Origin of the sequence: Luteitalea sp. (genome assembly GCA_009377605.1) — a bacterium.
GTDB lineage: Bacteria > Acidobacteriota > Vicinamibacteria > Vicinamibacterales > Vicinamibacteraceae > WHTT01.
The window spans coordinates 14,642-34,105 of sequence record WHTT01000069.1; the positions used below are offsets into that span (position 1 = coordinate 14,642).

The following is a 19,464-nucleotide window of genomic DNA, read 5'->3' on the forward strand; positions in this document are numbered from 1 at the left end:
ATGGACTCGCGCAGGCAGCGCGATGAGGGCTGCCGACGTGAGCAGACCCAATGCGAGATGTAGCACTGAGCGCGTCATGGTGAATCCTTTCTGAGTTGGGTCGGACCACTTCTCGAGCGATGCAACGGATACAATTCAAGGTGACCCGTTCGCAGACGCAACGGGGGGCAGGCTCTGCGGAGTACGGAACGGGTCGAACAATACGCTTGGTGTGTGACCGTACCGCGACCAGCGAGACAAGCGCGTGTAAACAAGCGTGGGGGTATGGTTCGGCTCGTAGCCGCGTTGAACGGGGTAATTGTCGAGTCGCAGCCGATGGTCGAGTCAGTCTGATCGACGGCGCGCGATTTGGCTCAGCAGCGCGATGAGCCCGAAGTTCACGGCGACCAGCACGAAGACCCCTCGAAGGCTGATAGCCTCCGCCAACCGACCGGCCAGCCAGGGCATCGTCATGCCCCCGGTCAGCGCGGCCGTGAACAACAGCCCGAACAGGCTGCCCGAGCGCTCCGGGAATACTGAACCGGCCACACCCAGCACCGTTGGAAAGATGCCCGCTAGCGCCGCGCCGGTCAGGACCACACCGGCGATCGCCGCGGCTGGTGTGCGAGCGGAGGCGATCACGAGCGCGCCGACGATCGAGAGCAGGGCCGCGCCGAGGATGAGCGCGTGCGGACTGATCCGAAGTAGCAGGCCGCTGAGCCCCACGCGCGAGAGCATCAGCGCACCCCAGTACGCAGCCAGCACGTACGACGCGGTGTCGACGCCAAGCGCCAGGTCGCGCGTCATGAACGCGGCGGTGTACCCGCCGAGCATGAACTCGTTCCCGGACTGAAAGAACAAGAGAACAGCCATCGTCACGACGAGTGGCGAGCGAAAGAGCCGCGGGATGTGGGCAAGAGGCCATCCACGAGCCTGCTTGGGCGCGGGAAAACGAACGGACGCGATACCGAGTGCCGTCAGGGCGCAGAGGCCCGCCGTTCCCACGAGGAGTCCCGCGAACCCAAGCCGCGACAAGAGCGCACCGAGACTGAACGGCAGGAACACGGCGCCCACGCCGAAGAAGACGCCGAGGAGGTTGAGCGCGGCGGACTTCTGGCGAGGGTCCTCGTAGAGATCCGCGATGAGGGTATTGGTGCCGCCGTTCAACGCAGCCCCGCCTAAGCCCAGACAGACAGCGGCCGGCATCAGGTCGACAACGCGTGCGGCCGAGGCGATGGCGACGAGCGCCGCGGCCACCAGCGCGGATCCCACGACCAAGGGGAGCTTCAACCCGAAGCGGTCCACGGCCAACCCGACCAGCAGGCTCGTGACCAGCATCGCGCCGTTCATCACGAGAAACAGCGTGCCGATACCCGCCACGTCCAGGTCGAGCCGTTCCGCAAGCATCGGCGCCACGGCCCCGACGATCGCCATGACGATGCCGAACAGGAACATGCCGGCACAGGCGGACGCAGTCAGCGCCGAGCGAGCCGCCGGAAGCGCAGGCATCAGCGGACGACCGGATCTGGGTGTCGCTCGTACCACCTGCGTGTGTACTCGTCGAAGACCAGTCGGTTGTGATCCTTTGCGACACCCGTGACATTCGGTGACACGAACGTCGTGAGATCGAAGCCCCTGGCGGCGAGCTGGGCACCGGTTTCTGCGACCAGCGACATCGCGATGAAGACGGCGGCGATGGTCGAGCCCGCGGCGATCTTCTCGGGACGACCGACTTCTACCTGCGCGTCCTCCGGCGACACGCAGTTATCGAGGGCGAGGTCGGCGACATCGGACAGCGCTTTGCCGCTGGAATGGGTCACAGCGGCAACCTGTCCGTTCTCCAGGGAGGACACGGTGATCACCCGGGCGCCGCGCTCTCGGGCGTAGAGGGCCGCCTCGATGGGCGCCGCGTTCAACCCACCATGTGAGAAGACCACCATGCAGTCCTGTGCGCCGATCGGATAGCTTTGGAGGAACTGGGCGATGTACCCTTCGCACCGTTCAATCCACAGCAGCTCTCGGGCGCCGTGCGGGCCGATGACATTCGACCACATCAACCGCGGGTCGTACAGCGGATAGAAGCCGACGAAGCTGCCGTAGCGCGGAAAGACATCCATCACCGGGATGACCGAATGACCGCTGCCGAACAGGTACACACGGCCTCCGTTGGCAATGGTTGTTGCCAACATCTCCCCCGCGTGCCGCAGCGTCTCGAGCTCGGAGGTATGAATCCGTTCAAGAATGGCCGTGATACGTTCGTAATATCGTGTGCAAGACATGGTTAGGTCCGTTTATCTTAGATAGCGCCTCCGCGACAGGTGTCTAGCGCAAGACGCGCGGCTCCGAATAGCCCCGCGCGTCCGCCGAGCGCGCTCAGCTCAATCCGACAGTGAGCGGAGGCAATCGGTTGCGCCCAACGCGTCACCTCGGCACGAATCCGATCGAGCATCACATCCCCTGCACCTTCAATGAGCCCACCACCAAGCACCACCATCTCCGGGTTGAAGGCGCTGACGAGATTGGCGACGCCCATGCCCGTGTAGCGGGTCGCCCGGTCCAGAATCTGGCAGGCCGAGCCGTCGCCGGATCGTGCGGCGGTCACCACCGGCTGTGCGTCGGTCGCACCCGCCGCGCGCGCCACAGCCGGACCAGCCGCTTCTGCCTCCCAACACCCGGTCGTTCGGTAGACGTCCTTCCATTCAGCGTCGAGCGCGAACCAGCCAGCCGCGCCCGCGATGCCGCGGGCGCCCCGGAGCAGTGCGCCGTCAGCGAGAATGCCGACGCCGATGCCCGTCCCGATCGAGACGAACACCACGTGGCGCAGCCCGCGCGCGACGCCGAGCCAGGTCTCACCGAGCACGTAGCCTGACCGGTCGCTGTCGATGACGACCTTCGTGCGGAGCGCGCCCAGTAGCGCCTCCCGCAACGGGACTTCGCCCGTGCCCCAGAGATTCGGACACCACGCATAGCCGGTGTCCGGTGTGTAGATCCCTGGCACGATCACACCCACGGCAGCGACGTCACCTGACGTGCTGGCGATCGCGGTCACAGTCTCGTCGAGCGTCCGCGCGGACGGCAGCGTTCGGTGATGCGAGAGGCGTCCCTGCGCATCGACGCGCGCGATCGCTGTCTTGGTGCCTCCGACGTCCACCGCCAGCACGGTCGTCACGGTTCGCCGATCCTCAGAACCTGGACGGCCGAGGGCTCGAGCGTGACGTTGAATCGGATGCCGTCCTCGTTGCGGCTCAGCGCGACAGGGCGCTCGGTCTCGAGATTCGTCCCGATGTGCTCGCCCGGCGGCAGGTGAAGCGACACGATGCCGGTCGCCGTCTCGTTCCCGTGATTGAAGACGAACACCAACACGTCGCGACCACTTTCCAGGTAGCGGACCTCGATCTCCGCGCCGGACACTGCGACGGGCCTCGTGACGCCAGCCCAGTCGAGCAGCCCATTGTAAAAGCGTTCGACCGGCTCGGTCGGTGTGCTCTGATAGGCGGCGCTCACATACGATCCCACCATCAACGTCTCGCCGGTTCCATATGTGTTCGCGATCCCGGCGGACCGACCATCGGCAAACTTCGCAACGACGCGGGCGTCGGGTCCGAGCGGCGCCAGCGTTTCTTCGTACCACCGGGCTGGCAGCGCGTCGCCCGGCTTGACGCCTGACACCTCAGAGCTCGTCCACCGGATGTCGGTCCGACCGTCCTCGGCCGTCTGGACCGCTATCTCTCGGCACCCCATCACCTCCGACAGCCCAAGCCCTGGAATGCGCTCGGCGGCGAAGCCACGCTCGTTGTTCCACGCGAGGCGGGCTTCGGCCACCAGTCGGCCGCCGGTACGGACGTACTCACCGAGCACTGCCGCCGAGGCCTCGGGCACCATCAGCGGGTAGGGAAAGATCACGAGCTTGTAAGGCCGGAGCTTCTCCGGCGAGACGTAATCGATGTGGACGTAGTCGAGTGGCACGTTCTGATGAAAGAGCGCGCGATGAACACCCAAGAGCGAGTCGCGTTCGATGCCAATCATCTCCCCTTGCGGGCCACCGTACTGCGTGGCCCGCTGCCGGCCGCCCACGAAATGCGACAGCGGATTGTAGACAACGGCCACCTCCGTTCGAGGCGGACGCGCTTCGAGGAAGTACTGCTGATACCGATCCACGACACGTGCGACGGCGCCAGCCGCCTTCGCGCGATCGGTAATCGTCCCGTCGAGCTGAATCAGCCCGAAGCCCCCCGATTCATAGCCGGAGCTCATTGGATACCACGCGTAGTAGTTGATGCCCTTGGCGCCGCGCGCGATGGCCGACCACGTCCACACCCGGAGGTCATCTGGCGTTACCGTGGGACTGACGTTGACGGCGATGGTGCCAAAGCCACCTTGCAGCTCACCAACCCAGAAGCCCTCGCGACCGTCGTCATAGCCGAAGGAGCGGGCGAAGTCGAGCAGCGCGGCGCGCCACGGCACGTCGCGATCAACGAAGGCCGAGTGCTTCGGATAGAACGACGTCCCATAGAAGTCGACGTGCTGGGCCATGGTCCAGTCATCCGCCTGGCCTTCCCAATGATGCGGAGACGCGAACAAGCCGACCCCGGCGGCATGACTGGTCACGACGGTACCGGGCGCCACCGCCTTGACCGCGTCGTAGCGGTCCTTCAAGTCTTCACCGAGCTTGTCGACGATGAAGGCTTTCCAGTCGATGTAATCCGCGAATGACAGGATCGTGCTGATGCGGCTGGGCTCCACCTCTGCCCACGCAGAGAACCGCCGGTACCACGCGTCGTTCAACGCGTCGAGCGATCGATACTTCTTCCGGAGCCACTGGCGGAAGCGTCGCTTCGTGTGGGGGCAGAAGCAGAACTCGGGATTCGGGATCCACGTGGGGTTGGCCCAGTTGATGACATGCGGCTCGCTCCACAGGTCGAACCCGAGGAAGGCCGGACTCTGGACCGCCCGTTTCGCCAGCGCCGCATAGAAGGCGACATCCGCCGCGCGCACGCCCGCGTGGTCGCGACAATAGCCGGGTGAAGACTCCGGGTGTATCGCTTGGCCGTTGGAGGAGACGAACAGCGAATCGGGATACTTCGCTCCGACCCATTCCGGTGCGGAATCCATGTACACCTGGAGCACGAGTTTCAACTGTTGTTCTTCGGCAAGCTCCAGCAACACGTCGAGCGTCTCGAAGCGATAGGTGCCTTCGACCGGCTCCCCGGACGCCCAGTCGATCCACGCCCGTACGGTGTTGAAGCCGAGCGTCTTGATGTGCCGGACGTCCTCGCGCCAGCGCGGCTTCTTTGCTCGTGCATCGCGCTCGAGCATGGGGGCGCGCGCCCGGCCGCCGCCGTACCACACCGCCATTGGAAAGAAGCGTGACGTCGACGAGCGGGTCGCGTTGCGCACGTTCTGGGGGACGCTCGCGGTCATCGCCCGGGCGCCGATCGTGGTGGGGACCATGGCGGAGAGCTTCAAAAAGTCGCGCCGTGGGATCACGCCTACCTCCGTGCTCGTGGAGTCGTCAGCTCCAGGACAACCTTGTATCGGTCGCCTCGCATGACTGACTGGACGTACTCGAGCGGTCGCCCGCTGGCCAGATAGGTTACTCGCTCAGCGACAAGACCTGGCGAGCCAGGCGCGACGCCGAGCAGCTCTGCCTCCCAGGTGCTGATGAGCACCGCAACGTGGGTTTCCCGTGCGCGTGCGGGGTAGAGGCTGTAGCGGGACGAGAGGAGCGCGTACAACGAGACGGATGGGGCGAAGTTGATCTCCTCGATGCCAGGAACCGAGGCCATAGGAATGTACGCGGTCTGGACTCCCATCGGCTCCCCGTCTGCGAGGCGCAGTCGACGGAGGCGGAAGACCGGCTCGCTGGAGGACATTCCCAGCGTCGCGGCGACGTCTGCAGGTACCTCGATCGCGCCCTGGTCGAGCACTTCGGAGGTTGACGGCAGCCCGCGGCGGCGCATTTCGTCGGTAAAGCTCGTGAGCTCACGGGGCCCCTGCTCGAGCGGAGGGCGCTGAACAAACGTCCCGCGGCCCTGCTCGCGGCGGATATAGCCGTCGTGGGCGAGCTCTTGCAGCGCCTGCCGTACGGTGATCTTGCTCACCTGAAACCGAGCCATGAGCTCCTGTTCGGTCGGGAGCTGGTCATCCGGCTTCCAACGCCCGGCATCTATCTCCTTCAAAACCAACGTCTTGAGTTGGTGATATAGGGGAATCGGCGCGTTGCGGTTGACAGTCATTATATCGTCCGCTTATTATAATGACATATTCTAATTTGCGTCCAGAGTTTTGGTAGGGCGAGGCTGAGACGTTGAGCGCGCCCGGCACTGCCATGCACCGTCTGTTCATTCTGGGCTTGCTTGCGCTTCAGCTGTTCTCGAGCCGAGCGGCTGCTCCGGCCCCGAGCCGCGTCAAGACGGGCCTTGACGTTCTGGTTGAACGGCGCTTCGCGCCGCTGGCTGGTCGCCGTATTGGGCTGCTGACGGCTGAAACGGCCATCACACAGGATCGGCGACGAGCGATTGATGTGCTGGCGGAGGCGCCGAACGTGACGTTGGTCGCGATCTTTGCGCCCGAGCACGGACTCTCCGCAACGCGGACCGGGGACATCGACGACAGCGTGGATCAAGCGACGGGTGTTCGCGTTTACAGCCTGTATCAACGGGGACGCGGCCGGCCTACTCCCGAGATGCTGAAAGGTCTGGATGCGCTCGTGTACGACATCCCGCAGTTCGGTGCGCGGTTCCTCACGCGAATAACGCTACTCGGCTATGGCATTGAGGCCGCTGCGCGACAGCGCATTCCCGTCTATGTGCTCGACCGGCCTAACTTTATCAATGGCGTGGACGTGGCGGGGCCGTTGCTGGACGACAACCATACATCGTTTGTCGGCTACATGCGCCTACCTATCCGCCACGGTATGACGGCTGGTGAGCTCGCGTTGATGGCCAACGGAGAAAAGCAGCTTGGCGCCGATGTGCGCGTCATTCGGATGGAAGGGTGGAAGCGGGCGATGTGGTACGACGAGACCGGGCTGGAGTGGATCAATCCGTCTCCGAACATCCGGAATCTCACGCAAGCCATCCTGTATCCCGGCGCGTGCCTGCTGGAGTCGGCGCACGTTTCGGTCGGTCGAGGTACCGATACGCCGTTCCAGATCGTGGGTGCCCCGTGGTTTCGCGCGAAAGAGATCGCGGCTTATCTGAATGGCCGACAGCTGCCAGGTGTGCGTTTCATGACGAGGCGATTTCGCCCGTCAGCGTCGGTGTACGCCGGTGAGGAATGCGAAGGGTTGGACATTCTGTTAGTGAATCGGGAGGTGTTCGACCCGGTGCTGATGGGATTGGAGCTGCTTGCCGCTGTGCTCAGATTTCATCCCGGCGACTTTCAGCTTGCGTCGGTGATGCGCCTTCTGGGGAACGACGAGGCAGCCGCTCGGCTTCTGCGCGGTGAGACGGGGCGCGAGATTCTCACCGCGCAGCGTCACGAGCTCGACGAGTTCCTGCGCATCCGCGCCAAATACCTGTTGTACGAGTGAGTCTCGCATGCGTGCGCGTGCGGACCGCCCAGTGACATGGCGCTGTGACATGATGCTGTGACACGGCTTCGGTGGGAGGGGGGGTAAGACGGTGACAAGGAGAGATGTCCAAACAGTCTTCGGTGCCTTCGTGGTGACCGCGACCTGCGCCGTTACGTTGCACGCACAGTCGATCACCGGCACCGTCACGGGCAATGTCAGCGACACGAGCGGCGCCGTTGTCCCGAGAGTGGAAATGAGTCTGATCAACGCCGATACAGGCGTGGTGCGAACCGCCAGCAGCGACGAGCGTGGAAACTTCCGATTTCTGTTGGTGCCGCCAGGAGAATATGCGGTTGAGGCCTCGCTGCCGGGCTTCAGGGCGTTCCGCCGAGCGGGCATTGTGGTGGAAGCGGACCGCTCCTTGGCAGTCCCCGTTCAACTGGAGGTGGGCGAGCTCGAGCAAACGATTGAGGTGCAAGCTGGCACGCCGCTGCTCGAGACCAACACCTCCTCGCTGGGCACGGTCGTCGATGAACAAAAGATCGAATCCTTGCCGCTGCTGGGGCGCAACCCGACGGGCTTGGCGAACCTGCTGCCCACCGTACGAGGCATTGGGTTCTTCGGCGGGCCGGTGCTCTCCACGTGGCGCCTCGCGGGCGTGACGATTGGCGGCGGCGATCCGCTCTCGAGCAGCACCCTCGTCGACGGCATGGCCATGGACAAGATGCAAGATGGCGGCGCGCTGGTCCTGCCGACGGTTGAGGGCACCCGGGAATTCAAAGTCGTGACCAATGCCATGTCAGCCGAATTCGGGCGCACGGCGGGCGGCATCATGAGCATCATCACGAAGGCGGGAACCAATGACTTCCACGGGAACCTCTTTGAATATCTTCGGAACGACGCGTTCAACGCGAACGAGTTCTTTGCCAACAAGAATGACCAACCCAAACCGAGGCTTCGCTGGAACCAGTTCGGGGGGAGCCTTGGAGGGCCCGTATTCAGAAACCGCCTCTTCTTCTTCGGAACCTACGAGGGTTATCGCGAGCGGCGACAACAGCAGACGACGCTGACAGTCCCCACCGAACGCCAACGCCGAGGAGACTTCTCGGACACCCGCGCGAGCAATGGCGATCCCATCGTCATTTACGACCCGTTGACCACACGGCCCGATCCCGAACGCCCAGGCAACTTCATCCGTGACCCGTTTCCGCGGAACGTCATTCCCGAGGATCGTCTGGACCCCGTCGCCCAGGCCGTGCTGGATTTCGTTCCATTGCCGAATGTCCCTGGGTTACCGGTGACCGGAGCGGAGAACTTCTTCGCGAGCGCCGGCGTGCCGATTGACAAGCACAGCATCAACGTAAGACTGGACTATAACCTGACGTCTTCTCGCAGGCTGAGCGGTCGATACATCTACGAGAAGATTGACTGGGGTTTCGCCAACTTCTTTGACACGATCGCCGGCGAAGATGGGCGGAACATTCTCGTCCCCCGCCACAGTCCGTTCCTTCAGTACACCGACACGCTGTCTCCGACGTTTCTGATCGACGCCAAAGTTGGCTTCACCTATGAGAACGAGCATTGGACCGTGCCTGCGGCCGGCTTCGATGTCACCTCCATTGGCATGCCGGTGCAGTTCCAAAACGACAGGCAGAAGAACGGCGACGGCTTTCCGCGATTCAGCATTGCTGACGCCACTACCTTTGGCAGGCCGAATGCCGCTGGAAATCCTTCCACGACCGGCACTGCGAGTGTGGCGCTGACCAAATTGTTTGAGAGGCATAGCCTGAAGTTTGGCTACGAGCATCGAGTGTACCGGAGGAACGAGCAGATCACGTCGAACCCCTCTGGCACGTACAGCTTCACGCGGGGGTTCACACAGGGTCCCGATCCACTCCAGGCAAGTGTGACGGCAGGGTATGGCGTGGCGTCGTTCCTCGTGGGCCTTCCAGCGAGCGGCTCGGCGGGATGGAGCACGGATACGACCAGAAGCTTGCACTATGACGCGGTCTTCATCCAAGACGATTGGAACGTCTCCCCCACGGTGACGTTGAATCTGGGTCTACGGTGGGAATATGAAGGGCCAGTCAAGGATCGCTTCAATGTGCTGTCGAATTTCGATCCCACGATCCCCTCGCCGTTGGAAGTTCCTGGGCTTGACGTGGCGGGAGGTCTCGTCTTTCCAGGCGAAGACGTCCCGAGGGGACTGACGGAACCGAGCTATACGAATGTCGGCCCTCGATTCGGCTTCGCGTATCATCCCTTCGAGAAATCGGTCCTGCGCGGTGGCTATGGAATTATGTACATTCCAACAACCGGCACAGGTTATCCGACCACCGGGTTTAGCATTACCACACCAATGGTCACCACCCTCGATGGAGGAGTGACGCCACACGACGATCTCAGTGACCCATTTCCCGATGGCATTATCAGGGCGCCTGGGGCGAGCCAGGGCGTGCTGACCGGCATCGGGACCAGTGTGGCGGGTCAGCTGCGGGATGTGCAGCGTGGCTACTCGCAGCAGTGGAACCTCACGATTCAGCATGAGCCGTGGGACGACTGGCTTATCGAGGTTGCGTATATTGGCAACAAAGGGACACGTCTACAACGCTCACAGGCGCTGAATTTCCTGTCGGAAGAAGACCTCGCCCTCGGCAATCAGTTGGTGGAGTCGGTGCCGAATCCCTTCTTCGGCATCATCGAGACCGGACCGTTGAATGGGGAAACCGTTCCTCGAGAGCAACTGTTGCTGCCCTTCCCGCAGTTCACGGGCGCGTCGGGCGGCGTGGCCTTCCGCGGCAACTCGATCTATCACGCAGGGACCCTGAAAGTGGAGAAGCGCTTCTCAGATGGCTTCTCGCTCCTCATGGCCTACACGAAGTCGAAGCTCATTGACGACGGCAGGATCGCGAGCCGCCCGGGATCGACCGCGGGGACCGGCGTGCAAAACTGGAACAATCTCCGGGCGGAGCGCTCGAAGAGTCTCGAGGATGTGCCACAGAGAATGGTCCTGGCGACGAGCTGGGCGCTGCCGTTCGCGCAGGACGGAGATGGTATCCTGCGCCATCTCGTGGGTGGGTGGCAGATCAACACGATCACGACCATCGAATCGGGGAGGCCGATATCGCTCAGCGCACCGGTGACCGGACCAGGTACGCGGCCGAACGCCGTCCCCGATGCGGAGGCGAAGCTGGACGACCCCACCCTGGAGCGCTGGTTCAATACCGACGCCTTTGCGCTGCCGGAGCCATTTACCTTTGGCGATGCCCCAAGAACGTTACCAGACGTGCACAGCGACGGATTGTTCAGGATCGACCTCTCGTTGTTCAAGACCTTTCCGATCGCCGACCGATACAGACTGCAATTCCGGGCCGAGGCGTTCAACCTCACGAATACGCCAACCTTCGATACCCCTGGGCGGAGCCTTACGGGTACGACGTTTGGCGTCGTCACGGCAACGACCATGGAAGGCAGACCGAGAGAGCTGCAGTTTGCGCTGCGCCTGGACTGGTAAGGGACGGTCAACGTTGAAGAGCGTTTGAGAGCAACGTGGAGGACGAGGGATGAGGCCAAAGAGCGTCAGCGTTATGGGGCTGCTTGCGTTTCTCGCGCTCGGCACCGCAGCCCTGGAGAGTGCCGACCCGGTCAAGACCGGTCTTGATGTGCTGGTCCAGCAAGATTTGGCGCCGCTCAAGGACAAACGCGTCGGTGTGATTACGAACCACACGGCCGTCACCGTCGACCGCCAGCACATCGTCGATGTGCTGGCGAACGCGCGCGACGTGAGCCTCGCCGCGATCTTCACGCCGGAGCACGGGTTGTTCGGCGACCGCCAAGGGGCAATCGAATCGGGTGTCCACAAGCCGACCGGTGTGCCGATCCATAGCCTCTACCAGACTGGCTCGCACCGTCCCACGCAGAAAATGCTGAAAGACATTGACGCGTTGGTTTTCGACATCCAGGACGTCGGCGCGCGCTTCTATACCTACATTACGACGCTGGGGTACGCCATCGAAGCGGCTGCAGAGGCCGGGATACCGATCTACGTGCTGGACCGGCCGAATCCCATCAATGGTCTCAGCGTGGAGGGGCCGCTCGCCGACGAGCACCATCTGCGCGAGAGGCCGTTTGTCGCCTACATGTCCATGCCCATCCGCCACGGGATGACCGTGGGGGAGCTGGCCCGCATGTTCAACGCGGAGCAGCAAAGTGGCGCGGATCTTCAGGTCGTCGCCATGAAGGGATGGAGGCGAAGCATGTGGTTCGATGAGACCGGCTTGGAGTGGGTGAACCAATCGCCCAACATCCGAAGCCTGACCCAGGCGACACTCTACCCGGGCGTCTGTCTCCTGGAAGGCCGGATCGTCTGGGTGAAAGGTGGCGCCGGGACCCCATTCCAGATGATCGCAGCCCCGTTCTTCAACGCCCGCGAGCTCGCCGCCCACCTGAACGAGCGCGGCATCGCCGGTGTTCGCTTCGTGCCGCGTCGCTTTCGGCCCACCGATGGCGTGTGCGCGAATCAGGTCTGTGATGCGATTGAGATACTCCTGCTTGACCGCAATGATCTCAACGCTGTGACGCTCGGCATTGAGCTCTTGGCGGCGGTGACGCGTTTCCACCCAGACCAGTTCGACATCACGGCCATCGACCGGCTCCTCGGCAACGAGGCCGCCGCGCGCCGCATCAAGGCGGGCGACGACCCCCGCAGCATCGTGGCCAGTTGGGAAGGCGACCTGACCGCGTTCCGGAAGCTGCGATCCAAATACCTGCTGTACCAATAATCGGGTCGGCGCAGGAATAGCATCGCCTCGGTATTCCACTCTGGTCGAGGGGTTGTGGATACCGCAGTGGAGGTCTTTTGCTCATGTCATCAAAGGTCATGGCTATTGCCGCTCACCCTGGCGATGCCCTGTTTACAATGGGCGCCCCCGTGGCCAAGAGCGTCCATGACGGCGGCGCAGGCGTCTTCGTGAGCCTGACGGTGGGAGAGAAGGGGAACCCTGAGAGCATCCCCTCGGACAAGTATGGCGACATGCAACGGGACGCCACCGAGAAGGCTGCCAAAGTGCTTGGTGCGGAAGTTGAGTTTGCTTGGGTACCCCGACGCTGAGCTGCCAGCTGACGAGGGGGCGGCCCTCAAAGTCTGCAATGTGATTCGTAAACACAAGCCGGCCGTGGTCATCACTCACTGGAGTGGTAGCTGGCACAAGGACCACCAGAACTGCCACATAATCGTGCGAGACGCGGTGTTTTACGCGGCGCTGCCAAGGATCGTTCGCGCCCAGCCCCCGCATCGGGTCGAGAAGCTGTTCTTTGCCGAGAACTGGGAAGACGCGTCGAACTTCGAGCCGGATACGTACCTGGACATCACCCGGGTCTACCAGACGTGGTTCGACGCCTGTGACCTGTATCCCATGTGGCGTGGACAGACCGGCTTTTTTCGGTATCACGACTATTACGCCAGCCTCGCGACCATGCGCGGATGTCTTGCGGGATTCAAGTACGCAGTGGCACTGATGCGTGATCCGAACCAGCGGCGGTCTAGCGTGCAGTCGCTGTGATCAGGATTCAGGATTCGGGATTCGGGATTCGGGGGTATGCGCGAAGGGGGTCTGGTGACACTCAGACTGCTGTGCTCGTTTCTACTGGGCGTCTCTGTCCTGCTTCCTCCTACGTTGCCGACAGCGCAAACGCTGAGGGCGGATCCTCAACTCGAAAAGATCGTTCAGGAGGTCCGGGCAGAGATCAATCCGAGCGAGGCCATGAGCTTCGTACTTCGGACCAACGAGACCGATCGGTGGTTTACCTTCCCGAAATTCCATGAAACGGCCAGGTACTTGGAAGCGACCATGAAGGCCATCGGTCTCCATGACGTGGAACGGCTTGCGGCACCCGCTGATGGCATGACGCAGTTCGGCTTCTGGACAATGCCTCTGGCATGGGACGTCAAGGAGGCGGTCCTGGAGATTGTTGAACCGGCACATGCCGACACGCGTGGTGTGCTGGCCGATTACAGGAAGACCCCGGCATCGCTGGTGATGTGGAGCGGACCGACGCCTCCCGACGGCATTATCGCGGACGTCGTGGAGCTGACGTCCTTTCGTCCCGACGACATTGATCGCGATCGTGTGAAGGGGAAGATGGTGCTGGCCGAGGTGCCACGTGACTTGGCGCTGAGGGGCTGGCTCAAAGCGAGACTGTACAAGATGGGAGCGGCCGGGCTGATCAGCGACGCGACCGAGAATCCGCAACTGGTTGACGGTCATTACTGGATCAATGCCTGGGGTGATCATGGCTGGGGTTTTACGAAGACATCCAGCCCGCTCGTCGGCTTTTCGATCACGCCGCGGCAAGGTGCCTATCTTCGTAGGCTGCTCGCCGAGCATGGCCGTGTGCGCCTCAAGGCCGTCGTGGACAGCCGCTACTACTCTGGCTCGTATCCCTACGCGACCGGCATTCTACAAGGCAGTGGTTCGGAGGAGGAAGAGGTTCTCCAACTCGGTCATACCAGCGAACCTGGTGCAAACGACAATGCGACAGGCGTTGCCGCGATGCTTGCGTCGGTGGCTGCGCTGAATCGCCTCATCGACTCCGGGACGCTGACCCGTCCGCAGCGCAGCATCCGGATTCTGGCGATGCCGGAAGATTACGGCTCCATGGCCTACCTCGCGACCCACCCAGGCCGCGTGGCGCGCACGATCGGTGCGATCTGCGTGGACACGGCCGCTGGCCCGTATGATGCCGCCGGCACGGCGTACCGGTTCCACCTGAACCCTGACGTCGCGCGCTCCTATCAGGATGCCTTGATCATGCGAGTCGCGGAGAGCTATTACGCCGGGCTGGACGGCCGCGTTCCTCGGTGGGCCCCGTATCGCCCGGTCAGTGACAGCTTTCTGAGCGACCCGCTGATCGGTATTCCGACCATCATGCCGCGCGCCGGCACGGGTGTTGACGTCCACCACAACAGCGCCGATACCGTGGACCTCGTGGACCCACGATCGCTTCGTGACCTCAGCTCGATACTGGCCATCTATACCTACTACCTGGCCTCGGCTGACGAGCAGGACGTCGCCTGGCTCGCCGAGATCACCGCTGATCGTGGCTACAACAATATCCTGCGCGCGGCCGAGCCGTACCTAAGCCGTGTCGCAACGTTGCCTGACGGCGATGCCCTCGGTCGGGAACTGTCTTCAGGGCTGGCGAAGATCACATACGAAGCCGACCGTGACCAGGACGCTGTGCTGTCGACTCTCCAGCTGGCGCGCGAGGGCCGTCGGAAGGAGATTCGGGCCTCGCTCGAGCCCTTGCTGCAGAATCTCCAGCGCTTCGCCGACGAGCAGTCGGAGAGACTGCGGCGTGCGGTCAACCGGCGCGCAGGGGAAGTGGGAGCGGCAGGGCCGGTCGAAGCTGCAGCGCCACCCGTGAATTCAACCCGCGCGCGCGCAGCGCACATGGTTGTGAAACGAAAGCGAATGGGGACCATCACCCTTGACGACCTGCCGGTCGATCAGCGGGACGGGTTTCCCGGGTTTGGCGCAGAGGTGCCGATACTGGCGATCCTCAACTGGGTTGACGGGGAGCGGACGCTCGAGGAGGTCATCCGGCTCACGGAGCTGGAACGGGGGCCGATGGATTTCGATTTCGTGGGCTATTTCGAGTTCTTGGCCCGGCACGGGTACGTCGACATCGTGAGCGTGAACCCATAGCCTGGATACGCGGCGAGCATCATCTCTTCGTACTTCTTCTTGGAGTCGTCCGTGAACACGGCGCTGCCTCCCGTTGCTTCGAGTACGGCAGTACTTGCGGTTTCGAAGTACTGTTGCTGCTTTCGAATCAGCGCCTGATCGGACGCCGGGCCGTGGCCAACGTAGAGGGTGGCGTACTTGCCAAGGAGCTCCCCGAATCGCTCGAGATTTGCGATCCAGCGGAGAATGCTTCCATCCATCATGTACGCGTGGTTGTCGCTGTAGAGGAAGTCACCGACAAAGGCCGCCAGGTTGTCGTTCTCCAACAACCAGATCGAATTCGCGTCAGAATCGCCCCCAGCGCCCACATCAACGACGGTGAACGTCAACCCCGCCACTGTCACTCGCTCTCCCGGCGCGACGATCGTGTTGGGATACACCCATTTCGGGACCCACTCGTCCTTGAACAGCGCGGACCACTGTTTGTGCTTGGCTTGTTCGCTTGCTTTCATGACGTCATGCACCGAACGCAAGGCGTAAATGGGCATCTCGCCCCTTGGAGCGATGTTCGTCGTGCCGGCGATGTGGTCGGGGTGGCCGTGAGTCAACAGAATGCCAGCAACAGGCTTGCGGAGACTATTCGCCATCTGCTTCAGTGCCTTACTGTCGCTCATCGTCAAGGTCGTATCGACAATGACCAGTTCTTCGCCAGCCTCGACGACGAAGGCATTGGGTCTGACCATCGGTTCCTTCGACACGTAGGTGTGAATGCGAGGTGTCATGTGTGGGCGCTCCACTCAAGATTCAGTGTCATCGGAACGATTCCGGTGCCGTTCACTCTCTAGCTCCTCGACCAGCGAACGGACATCGGCTACGTTCCCTATCGAACGACTTCAATGTTGAACGCGGCAGTGCCCAGCGACTTCCATAGGGACAGCCACAGCGGAAGGTAGCTCTCGGTGGCTCTTGCCGTGGTGATATCGCCAAGATCGATCATGTCCTTCCACCCAAACGACTCCAGAAGCTCCCGAACGATCTTCTTTGCGTTCGGATCGTTCCCACTCAGAAACACCGTGTGCGTCCCTGGAGCAGAGCCGGCACAACTAGAGGCATTCCGTTTTCAGCCATTACCGGCGAGACCATTGAGATGAGGCCTGAAGGGAATGCCTGGACCAGTCGCCTGGAGCCGTACCAGGTGCTCGTAGGGAGAATCAATTAACCTCGGCTTCAGCACCGCCTGTGCTGTGTGACTTTCCGCAATCGACGCCCCGCCGAAGGCGCTCATCTTCGACCTCACGCGTGCCGCGCCAGATGCAAGTGTCGCTGCGGATTCAGTTCTGATCTCGAATCACGCCGACGACCATCGTCGCAGCTCTCTGGTTACACTGGCGGTGGGCTGATGGACCGAGCGACGTGGTGCGAACCCTGTCGGGGCGCACGCGCCAAATCCAAGCAGGAGGACCGATGCAGAAGGCGAAGAGTCTCCCCCTGGTCCTGGTACTCGCGTGTGCCACGGCGACAGCGGGCCAATCCGACCCTGCCCATCCTCCAGCCGGTTCCGAGGCCCAGCAAACATCGCAGGAGACGCTGCCGCCGCTGAAAGTCCACCCGGACCGCCGCTATCTCATTCGTGCGGATGGTACGCCGTTCCTGTATCTGTCCGACACGGCCTGGGAGCTGTTTCATCGGCCGAGTCGAGAGCAGGTTCGAGCATACCTCGAACTGCGTGCTCAGCAGCGCTTCACGGTGATCCATGCCGTTGCGCTCGCGGAGTTGGACGGCATCCACGACCCCAATGTGTACGGTGACCTTCCCTTGATAGATAAGGATCCCGCGCGCCCGGCCGTCACGCCTGGAGCGAATCCGCAGAATCCACAGGAGTACGATTACTGGGATCACGTCGACTACATCGTGGACGAGGCGAACCGGCTCGGCCTGTACGTGGCGTTCCTCCCGACCTGGGGACGGTGGCTGGGCGTCAACCCACAGCGCGACGAGAAGATCCTCACGGCGCAGAATGCGCAGGCCTACGGCGAGTTCCTGGGAAAGCGCTACGGCAAGAAAGCGATTATCTGGGTGCTCGGCGGTGACCGGACGGCGCAGGGATTCGAAGACGTCTGGCGCGCCATGGCAAAAGGGATCGTCATCGGCATCGCCGGACGTGAAGACTACGACACCGCGCTCACCCCGGCGGTGGCCACACCTCGTCCACCTGGTTCCATACAGACCAATGGCTGGACGTCAACATGCAGCAGACAGGGCGATGCCCCGTGCCCTCCGTTTTTACGGAGCTCATGCGTGAGGTGCTCGCCTTCCGTCCGTACCGCAGCACCTCGAGCCAGCCTCACTTGGCACTCGCGAGCCTCTCGCGTCCCTCCACCGAATACTCGCTGTTCGTGTTCGCCGAATTGCACGTTTGATACACGACCGCGTCTGAGCTTACGACCCGCGCCAGATTAGGGTGAGTTCCTCCAGTTCTATTCGCGTGAGTTGCCGCTTGGTCTCGCGCGGGCCCAGCCGAAACAGGTTCAAGGACCTTGCGTGCAGTGCCGGCAAGTGATAAGCTCATGCGCATAAACAACATAGAACTATAAATACGCGGTGGTTCGCCTGTCCGGCAGGGCGGAGCGCACGTCGCCGGCACCGTTGCGCAGTACGTAGGCGACCGGGCCGGGCGCGCGGTTCGACCAGCGGTGATACGGCCCGGGGCAGGCACTTCCAGCCACTCGATGCGCGAACGCGTCCGGGCGCCAACGCGTCCGACCGTCTCGTCTCTCTTCACTCTCGAGAAACGCGGGAAGAAAGACGTCTCGGCCGCTCGACGCCGTCCCAGCACCCGACGGACCACGGGCTCAGATCGGAGGGAGGGTTCGATCATGAGAAAGGTGGCGTTGCTCGGCACGGTCTTCGCCGTGCTCGGCTTGGCGGTAGCGGCCGGGGCGCAGACGGCCACGGGCCAGATCAGCGGCACGGTGAAGGACGTGACCGGCTCGGTCGTGCCCGGAACCACGGTCACCATTCGCAGTGAGCTGACAGGCTCCGAGCGCACGACCACGACGGACGAGAGGGGGGACTACGTATTCGCCCTCCTGCAGCCCAGCACGTACTCGGTGACGGCGGAGCTGCAGGGATTCCGCACCGCCCGCGAGGCCGGCATCCGGCTCCTGGTAGATAACCGGATCCGCGTCGACCTGACGCTGGCGCTCGGCGAGATGACCGAGACCATCGAGGTCCAGGCGGGCGCCGTGGCGCTCGAATCCGAAAGCGCGAGGATCGGCCAGACGCTCACCGAGAAGCAGATCACGGAGCTGCCGTTGGACGGGCGGAACTTCCTGTCGCTCCTGTTCTTGAACGCGGGAGCGGTCGAAACGAGCGGCGAGCAGGGTGGCATGCGGTCGGGCGTGGGGAATGCGATCAGTATCCAGGGCGCGCGGGCGACCTCGAACAACTTCATGATCGACGGTACGGCCAACATCGACACCGCGCTCGGCACACCCGCCGCGATCCTCTCCGTGGACGCGATGGAGGAGTTCACGCAGCAAAACAAAACCTACTCCGCGGAGTACGGCTTCAGCGCGAACCAGATCAACCTGATCAGCAAGTCCGGCACGAACCAGTTCCACGGCACCGCGTTCCTGTTCGGCCGCAACGAGGCCCTCGACGCCAGGAACTTCTTCGATCCGCCCGACCAGGCCAAGCCCGAGCTCGACCAGAAGCAGTTCGGGGGGACCTTCAGCGGCCCGATCATCCGGAACAAGACGTTTCTGCTCTTCAACTACGAGGGCACGCGGATCGACCGAGGTAACAGCGGCTTTGCCATCGTCCCCACGGCGGAGATGCTCGAGGGGCGCTTTCCGGAGACGATCACCGACCCACGTACCGGCCAGCCGTTCGCGAACAACACCATCCCGGGCGATCGCTGGTCGCGCATGGCCCGACTCGCCGTCGACCAGGGCTGGTTCCCGGCGCCGAACACCGACGCGCCGCAGGGCAACTACCAGTTCGTCACCACGCTCCCCCAGGAACAGAACCAGTTCAACGTCCGCGTGGATCAGGATCTGAGTCGTTTCGGGAGGGCCTTCTTTCGATACACAAAGACGACGTTCGACAACGAGACCGGCGGCGACATCTGGCAGGGTGGACGACGCGTCTTCGAGCAGGACACGACGAACTGGCAGGTCTCCCACACCTGGCCCATCGAGTCCAACATCGTGAACGTCTTTCGCCTCGGCCGGGTCGACGCCCGCGCGGACCAGCATGGAATCCCCTGTCCCCAGGACCAGG

15 protein-coding genes are annotated in these 19,464 nt (G+C 62.9%); 8 read left to right on the plus strand and 7 right to left on the minus strand.

The genetic code is table 11. From position 1 onward, the window contains the following. Positions 1 to 324: 324 nt before the first annotated feature. From GEV06_20475 to GEV06_20495, 5 genes are read right to left on the minus strand one after another with little or no spacing between them, the layout of a single operon-like run. Positions 325 to 1,488: an MFS transporter gene (locus GEV06_20475; protein MPZ20267.1), complete on the minus strand. Its 1,164-nt coding sequence runs from the start codon at positions 1,486 to 1,488 to the stop codon at positions 325 to 327. Next, positions 1,488 to 2,258 (minus strand): sugar isomerase domain-containing protein, encoded by a 771-nt coding sequence (locus GEV06_20480; protein ID MPZ20268.1) that lies wholly within the window; start codon positions 2,256 to 2,258, stop codon positions 1,488 to 1,490. The genes GEV06_20475 and GEV06_20480 overlap by 1 nt, the downstream gene beginning before the upstream one ends. 17 nt (positions 2,259 to 2,275) lie before the next feature. Further along, the gene (locus GEV06_20485) at positions 2,276 to 3,610 is read right to left on the minus strand and encodes an ROK family protein (protein ID MPZ20269.1); all 1,335 of its coding nucleotides are present in this window, start codon (positions 3,608 to 3,610) and stop codon (positions 2,276 to 2,278) included. After that, on the minus strand, positions 3,145 to 5,466 hold the full coding sequence (locus GEV06_20490) for a hypothetical protein (GenBank protein ID MPZ20270.1): 2,322 nt from the start codon (positions 5,464 to 5,466) through the stop codon (positions 3,145 to 3,147). Before GEV06_20490 ends, GEV06_20485 begins: the two co-directional genes overlap by 466 nt. Positions 5,467 to 5,468: 2 nt before the next feature. Beyond that, complete coding sequence (locus tag GEV06_20495) at positions 5,469 to 6,215, minus strand: UTRA domain-containing protein (protein ID MPZ20271.1); 747 nt, start codon at positions 6,213 to 6,215, stop codon at positions 5,469 to 5,471. Positions 6,216 to 6,307: 92 nt separating this feature from the next. On the opposite strand from GEV06_20495, the gene GEV06_20500 reads away from it, so the two are divergent. The 6 genes from GEV06_20500 to GEV06_20525 all read left to right on the plus strand — a co-directional run bounded on the left by GEV06_20500 (position 6,308) and on the right by GEV06_20525 (position 15,201). Continuing rightward, complete coding sequence (locus tag GEV06_20500) at positions 6,308 to 7,513, plus strand: DUF1343 domain-containing protein (protein ID MPZ20272.1); 1,206 nt, start codon at positions 6,308 to 6,310, stop codon at positions 7,511 to 7,513. A gap of 91 nt (positions 7,514 to 7,604) precedes the next feature. Further along, complete coding sequence (locus GEV06_20505; GenBank protein MPZ20273.1) at positions 7,605 to 11,009, plus strand: hypothetical protein; 3,405 nt, start codon at positions 7,605 to 7,607, stop codon at positions 11,007 to 11,009. Between the two features lie 49 nt (positions 11,010 to 11,058). Continuing rightward, on the plus strand, positions 11,059 to 12,276 hold the full coding sequence (locus GEV06_20510; protein MPZ20274.1) for a DUF1343 domain-containing protein: 1,218 nt from the start codon (positions 11,059 to 11,061) through the stop codon (positions 12,274 to 12,276). A gap of 83 nt (positions 12,277 to 12,359) precedes the next feature. Next, positions 12,360 to 12,605, plus strand: coding sequence for a hypothetical protein (locus GEV06_20515; GenBank protein MPZ20275.1), 246 nt, complete (start codon positions 12,360 to 12,362; stop codon positions 12,603 to 12,605). Beyond that, entirely contained in the window at positions 12,520 to 13,056 is a 537-nt protein-coding gene (locus GEV06_20520) for a hypothetical protein (protein MPZ20276.1), read from the plus strand. The genes GEV06_20515 and GEV06_20520 overlap by 86 nt, the downstream gene beginning before the upstream one ends. Before the next feature lie 36 nt (positions 13,057 to 13,092). Continuing rightward, positions 13,093 to 15,201 carry a DUF4910 domain-containing protein gene (locus tag GEV06_20525; protein MPZ20277.1) on the plus strand — a complete coding sequence of 703 codons (2,109 nt, stop codon included), beginning with the start codon at positions 13,093 to 13,095 and terminating at the stop codon, positions 15,199 to 15,201. Here the strand turns inward: GEV06_20525 and GEV06_20530 are convergent. Both GEV06_20530 and GEV06_20535 read right to left on the minus strand, forming a co-directional pair. After that, a complete protein-coding gene (locus GEV06_20530) occupies positions 15,144 to 15,962 on the minus strand; it encodes an MBL fold metallo-hydrolase (protein MPZ20278.1) in 819 nt (272 codons plus the stop codon). The genes GEV06_20525 and GEV06_20530 overlap by 58 nt on opposite strands. 98 nt (positions 15,963 to 16,060) lie before the next feature. Further along, the gene (locus tag GEV06_20535) at positions 16,061 to 16,252 is read right to left on the minus strand and encodes a hypothetical protein (protein MPZ20279.1); all 192 of its coding nucleotides are present in this window, start codon (positions 16,250 to 16,252) and stop codon (positions 16,061 to 16,063) included. A gap of 392 nt (positions 16,253 to 16,644) precedes the next feature. Here GEV06_20535 and GEV06_20540 point away from each other — a divergent pair, with 392 nt between their 5' ends. Continuing rightward, entirely contained in the window at positions 16,645 to 17,640 is a 996-nt protein-coding gene (locus GEV06_20540; protein MPZ20280.1) for a DUF4038 domain-containing protein, read from the plus strand. A 269-nt stretch (positions 17,641 to 17,909) separates the two neighbouring features. Further along, positions 17,910 to 19,464, plus strand: a 1,555-nt coding sequence (locus GEV06_20545) for a hypothetical protein (GenBank protein MPZ20281.1), incomplete at its 3' end; no start/stop codon positions are given.

What these genes read in the sequence shown, in the direction of transcription:
- GEV06_20515 (MPZ20275.1), top strand. Translation starts at nt 12,360, where the DNA reads ATGTCATCAAAGGTCATGGCTATTGCCGCTCACCCTGGCGATGCCCTG.
- GEV06_20500 (MPZ20272.1), top strand. Translation starts at nt 6,308, where the DNA reads ATGCACCGTCTGTTCATTCTGGGCTTGCTTGCGCTTCAGCTGTTCTCG.
- GEV06_20480 (MPZ20268.1), bottom strand. Translation starts at nt 2,258, where the DNA reads ATGTCTTGCACACGATATTACGAACGTATCACGGCCATTCTTGAACGG.
- GEV06_20540 (MPZ20280.1), top strand. Translation starts at nt 16,645, where the DNA reads ATGCAGAAGGCGAAGAGTCTCCCCCTGGTCCTGGTACTCGCGTGTGCC.
- GEV06_20530 (MPZ20278.1), bottom strand. Translation starts at nt 15,962, where the DNA reads ATGACACCTCGCATTCACACCTACGTGTCGAAGGAACCGATGGTCAGA.
- GEV06_20495 (MPZ20271.1), bottom strand. Translation starts at nt 6,215, where the DNA reads ATGACTGTCAACCGCAACGCGCCGATTCCCCTATATCACCAACTCAAG.
- GEV06_20475 (MPZ20267.1), bottom strand. Translation starts at nt 1,488, where the DNA reads ATGCCTGCGCTTCCGGCGGCTCGCTCGGCGCTGACTGCGTCCGCCTGT.
- GEV06_20520 (MPZ20276.1), top strand. Translation starts at nt 12,520, where the DNA reads ATGGCGACATGCAACGGGACGCCACCGAGAAGGCTGCCAAAGTGCTTG.
- GEV06_20525 (MPZ20277.1), top strand. Translation starts at nt 13,093, where the DNA reads ATGCGCGAAGGGGGTCTGGTGACACTCAGACTGCTGTGCTCGTTTCTA.
- GEV06_20510 (MPZ20274.1), top strand. Translation starts at nt 11,059, where the DNA reads ATGAGGCCAAAGAGCGTCAGCGTTATGGGGCTGCTTGCGTTTCTCGCG.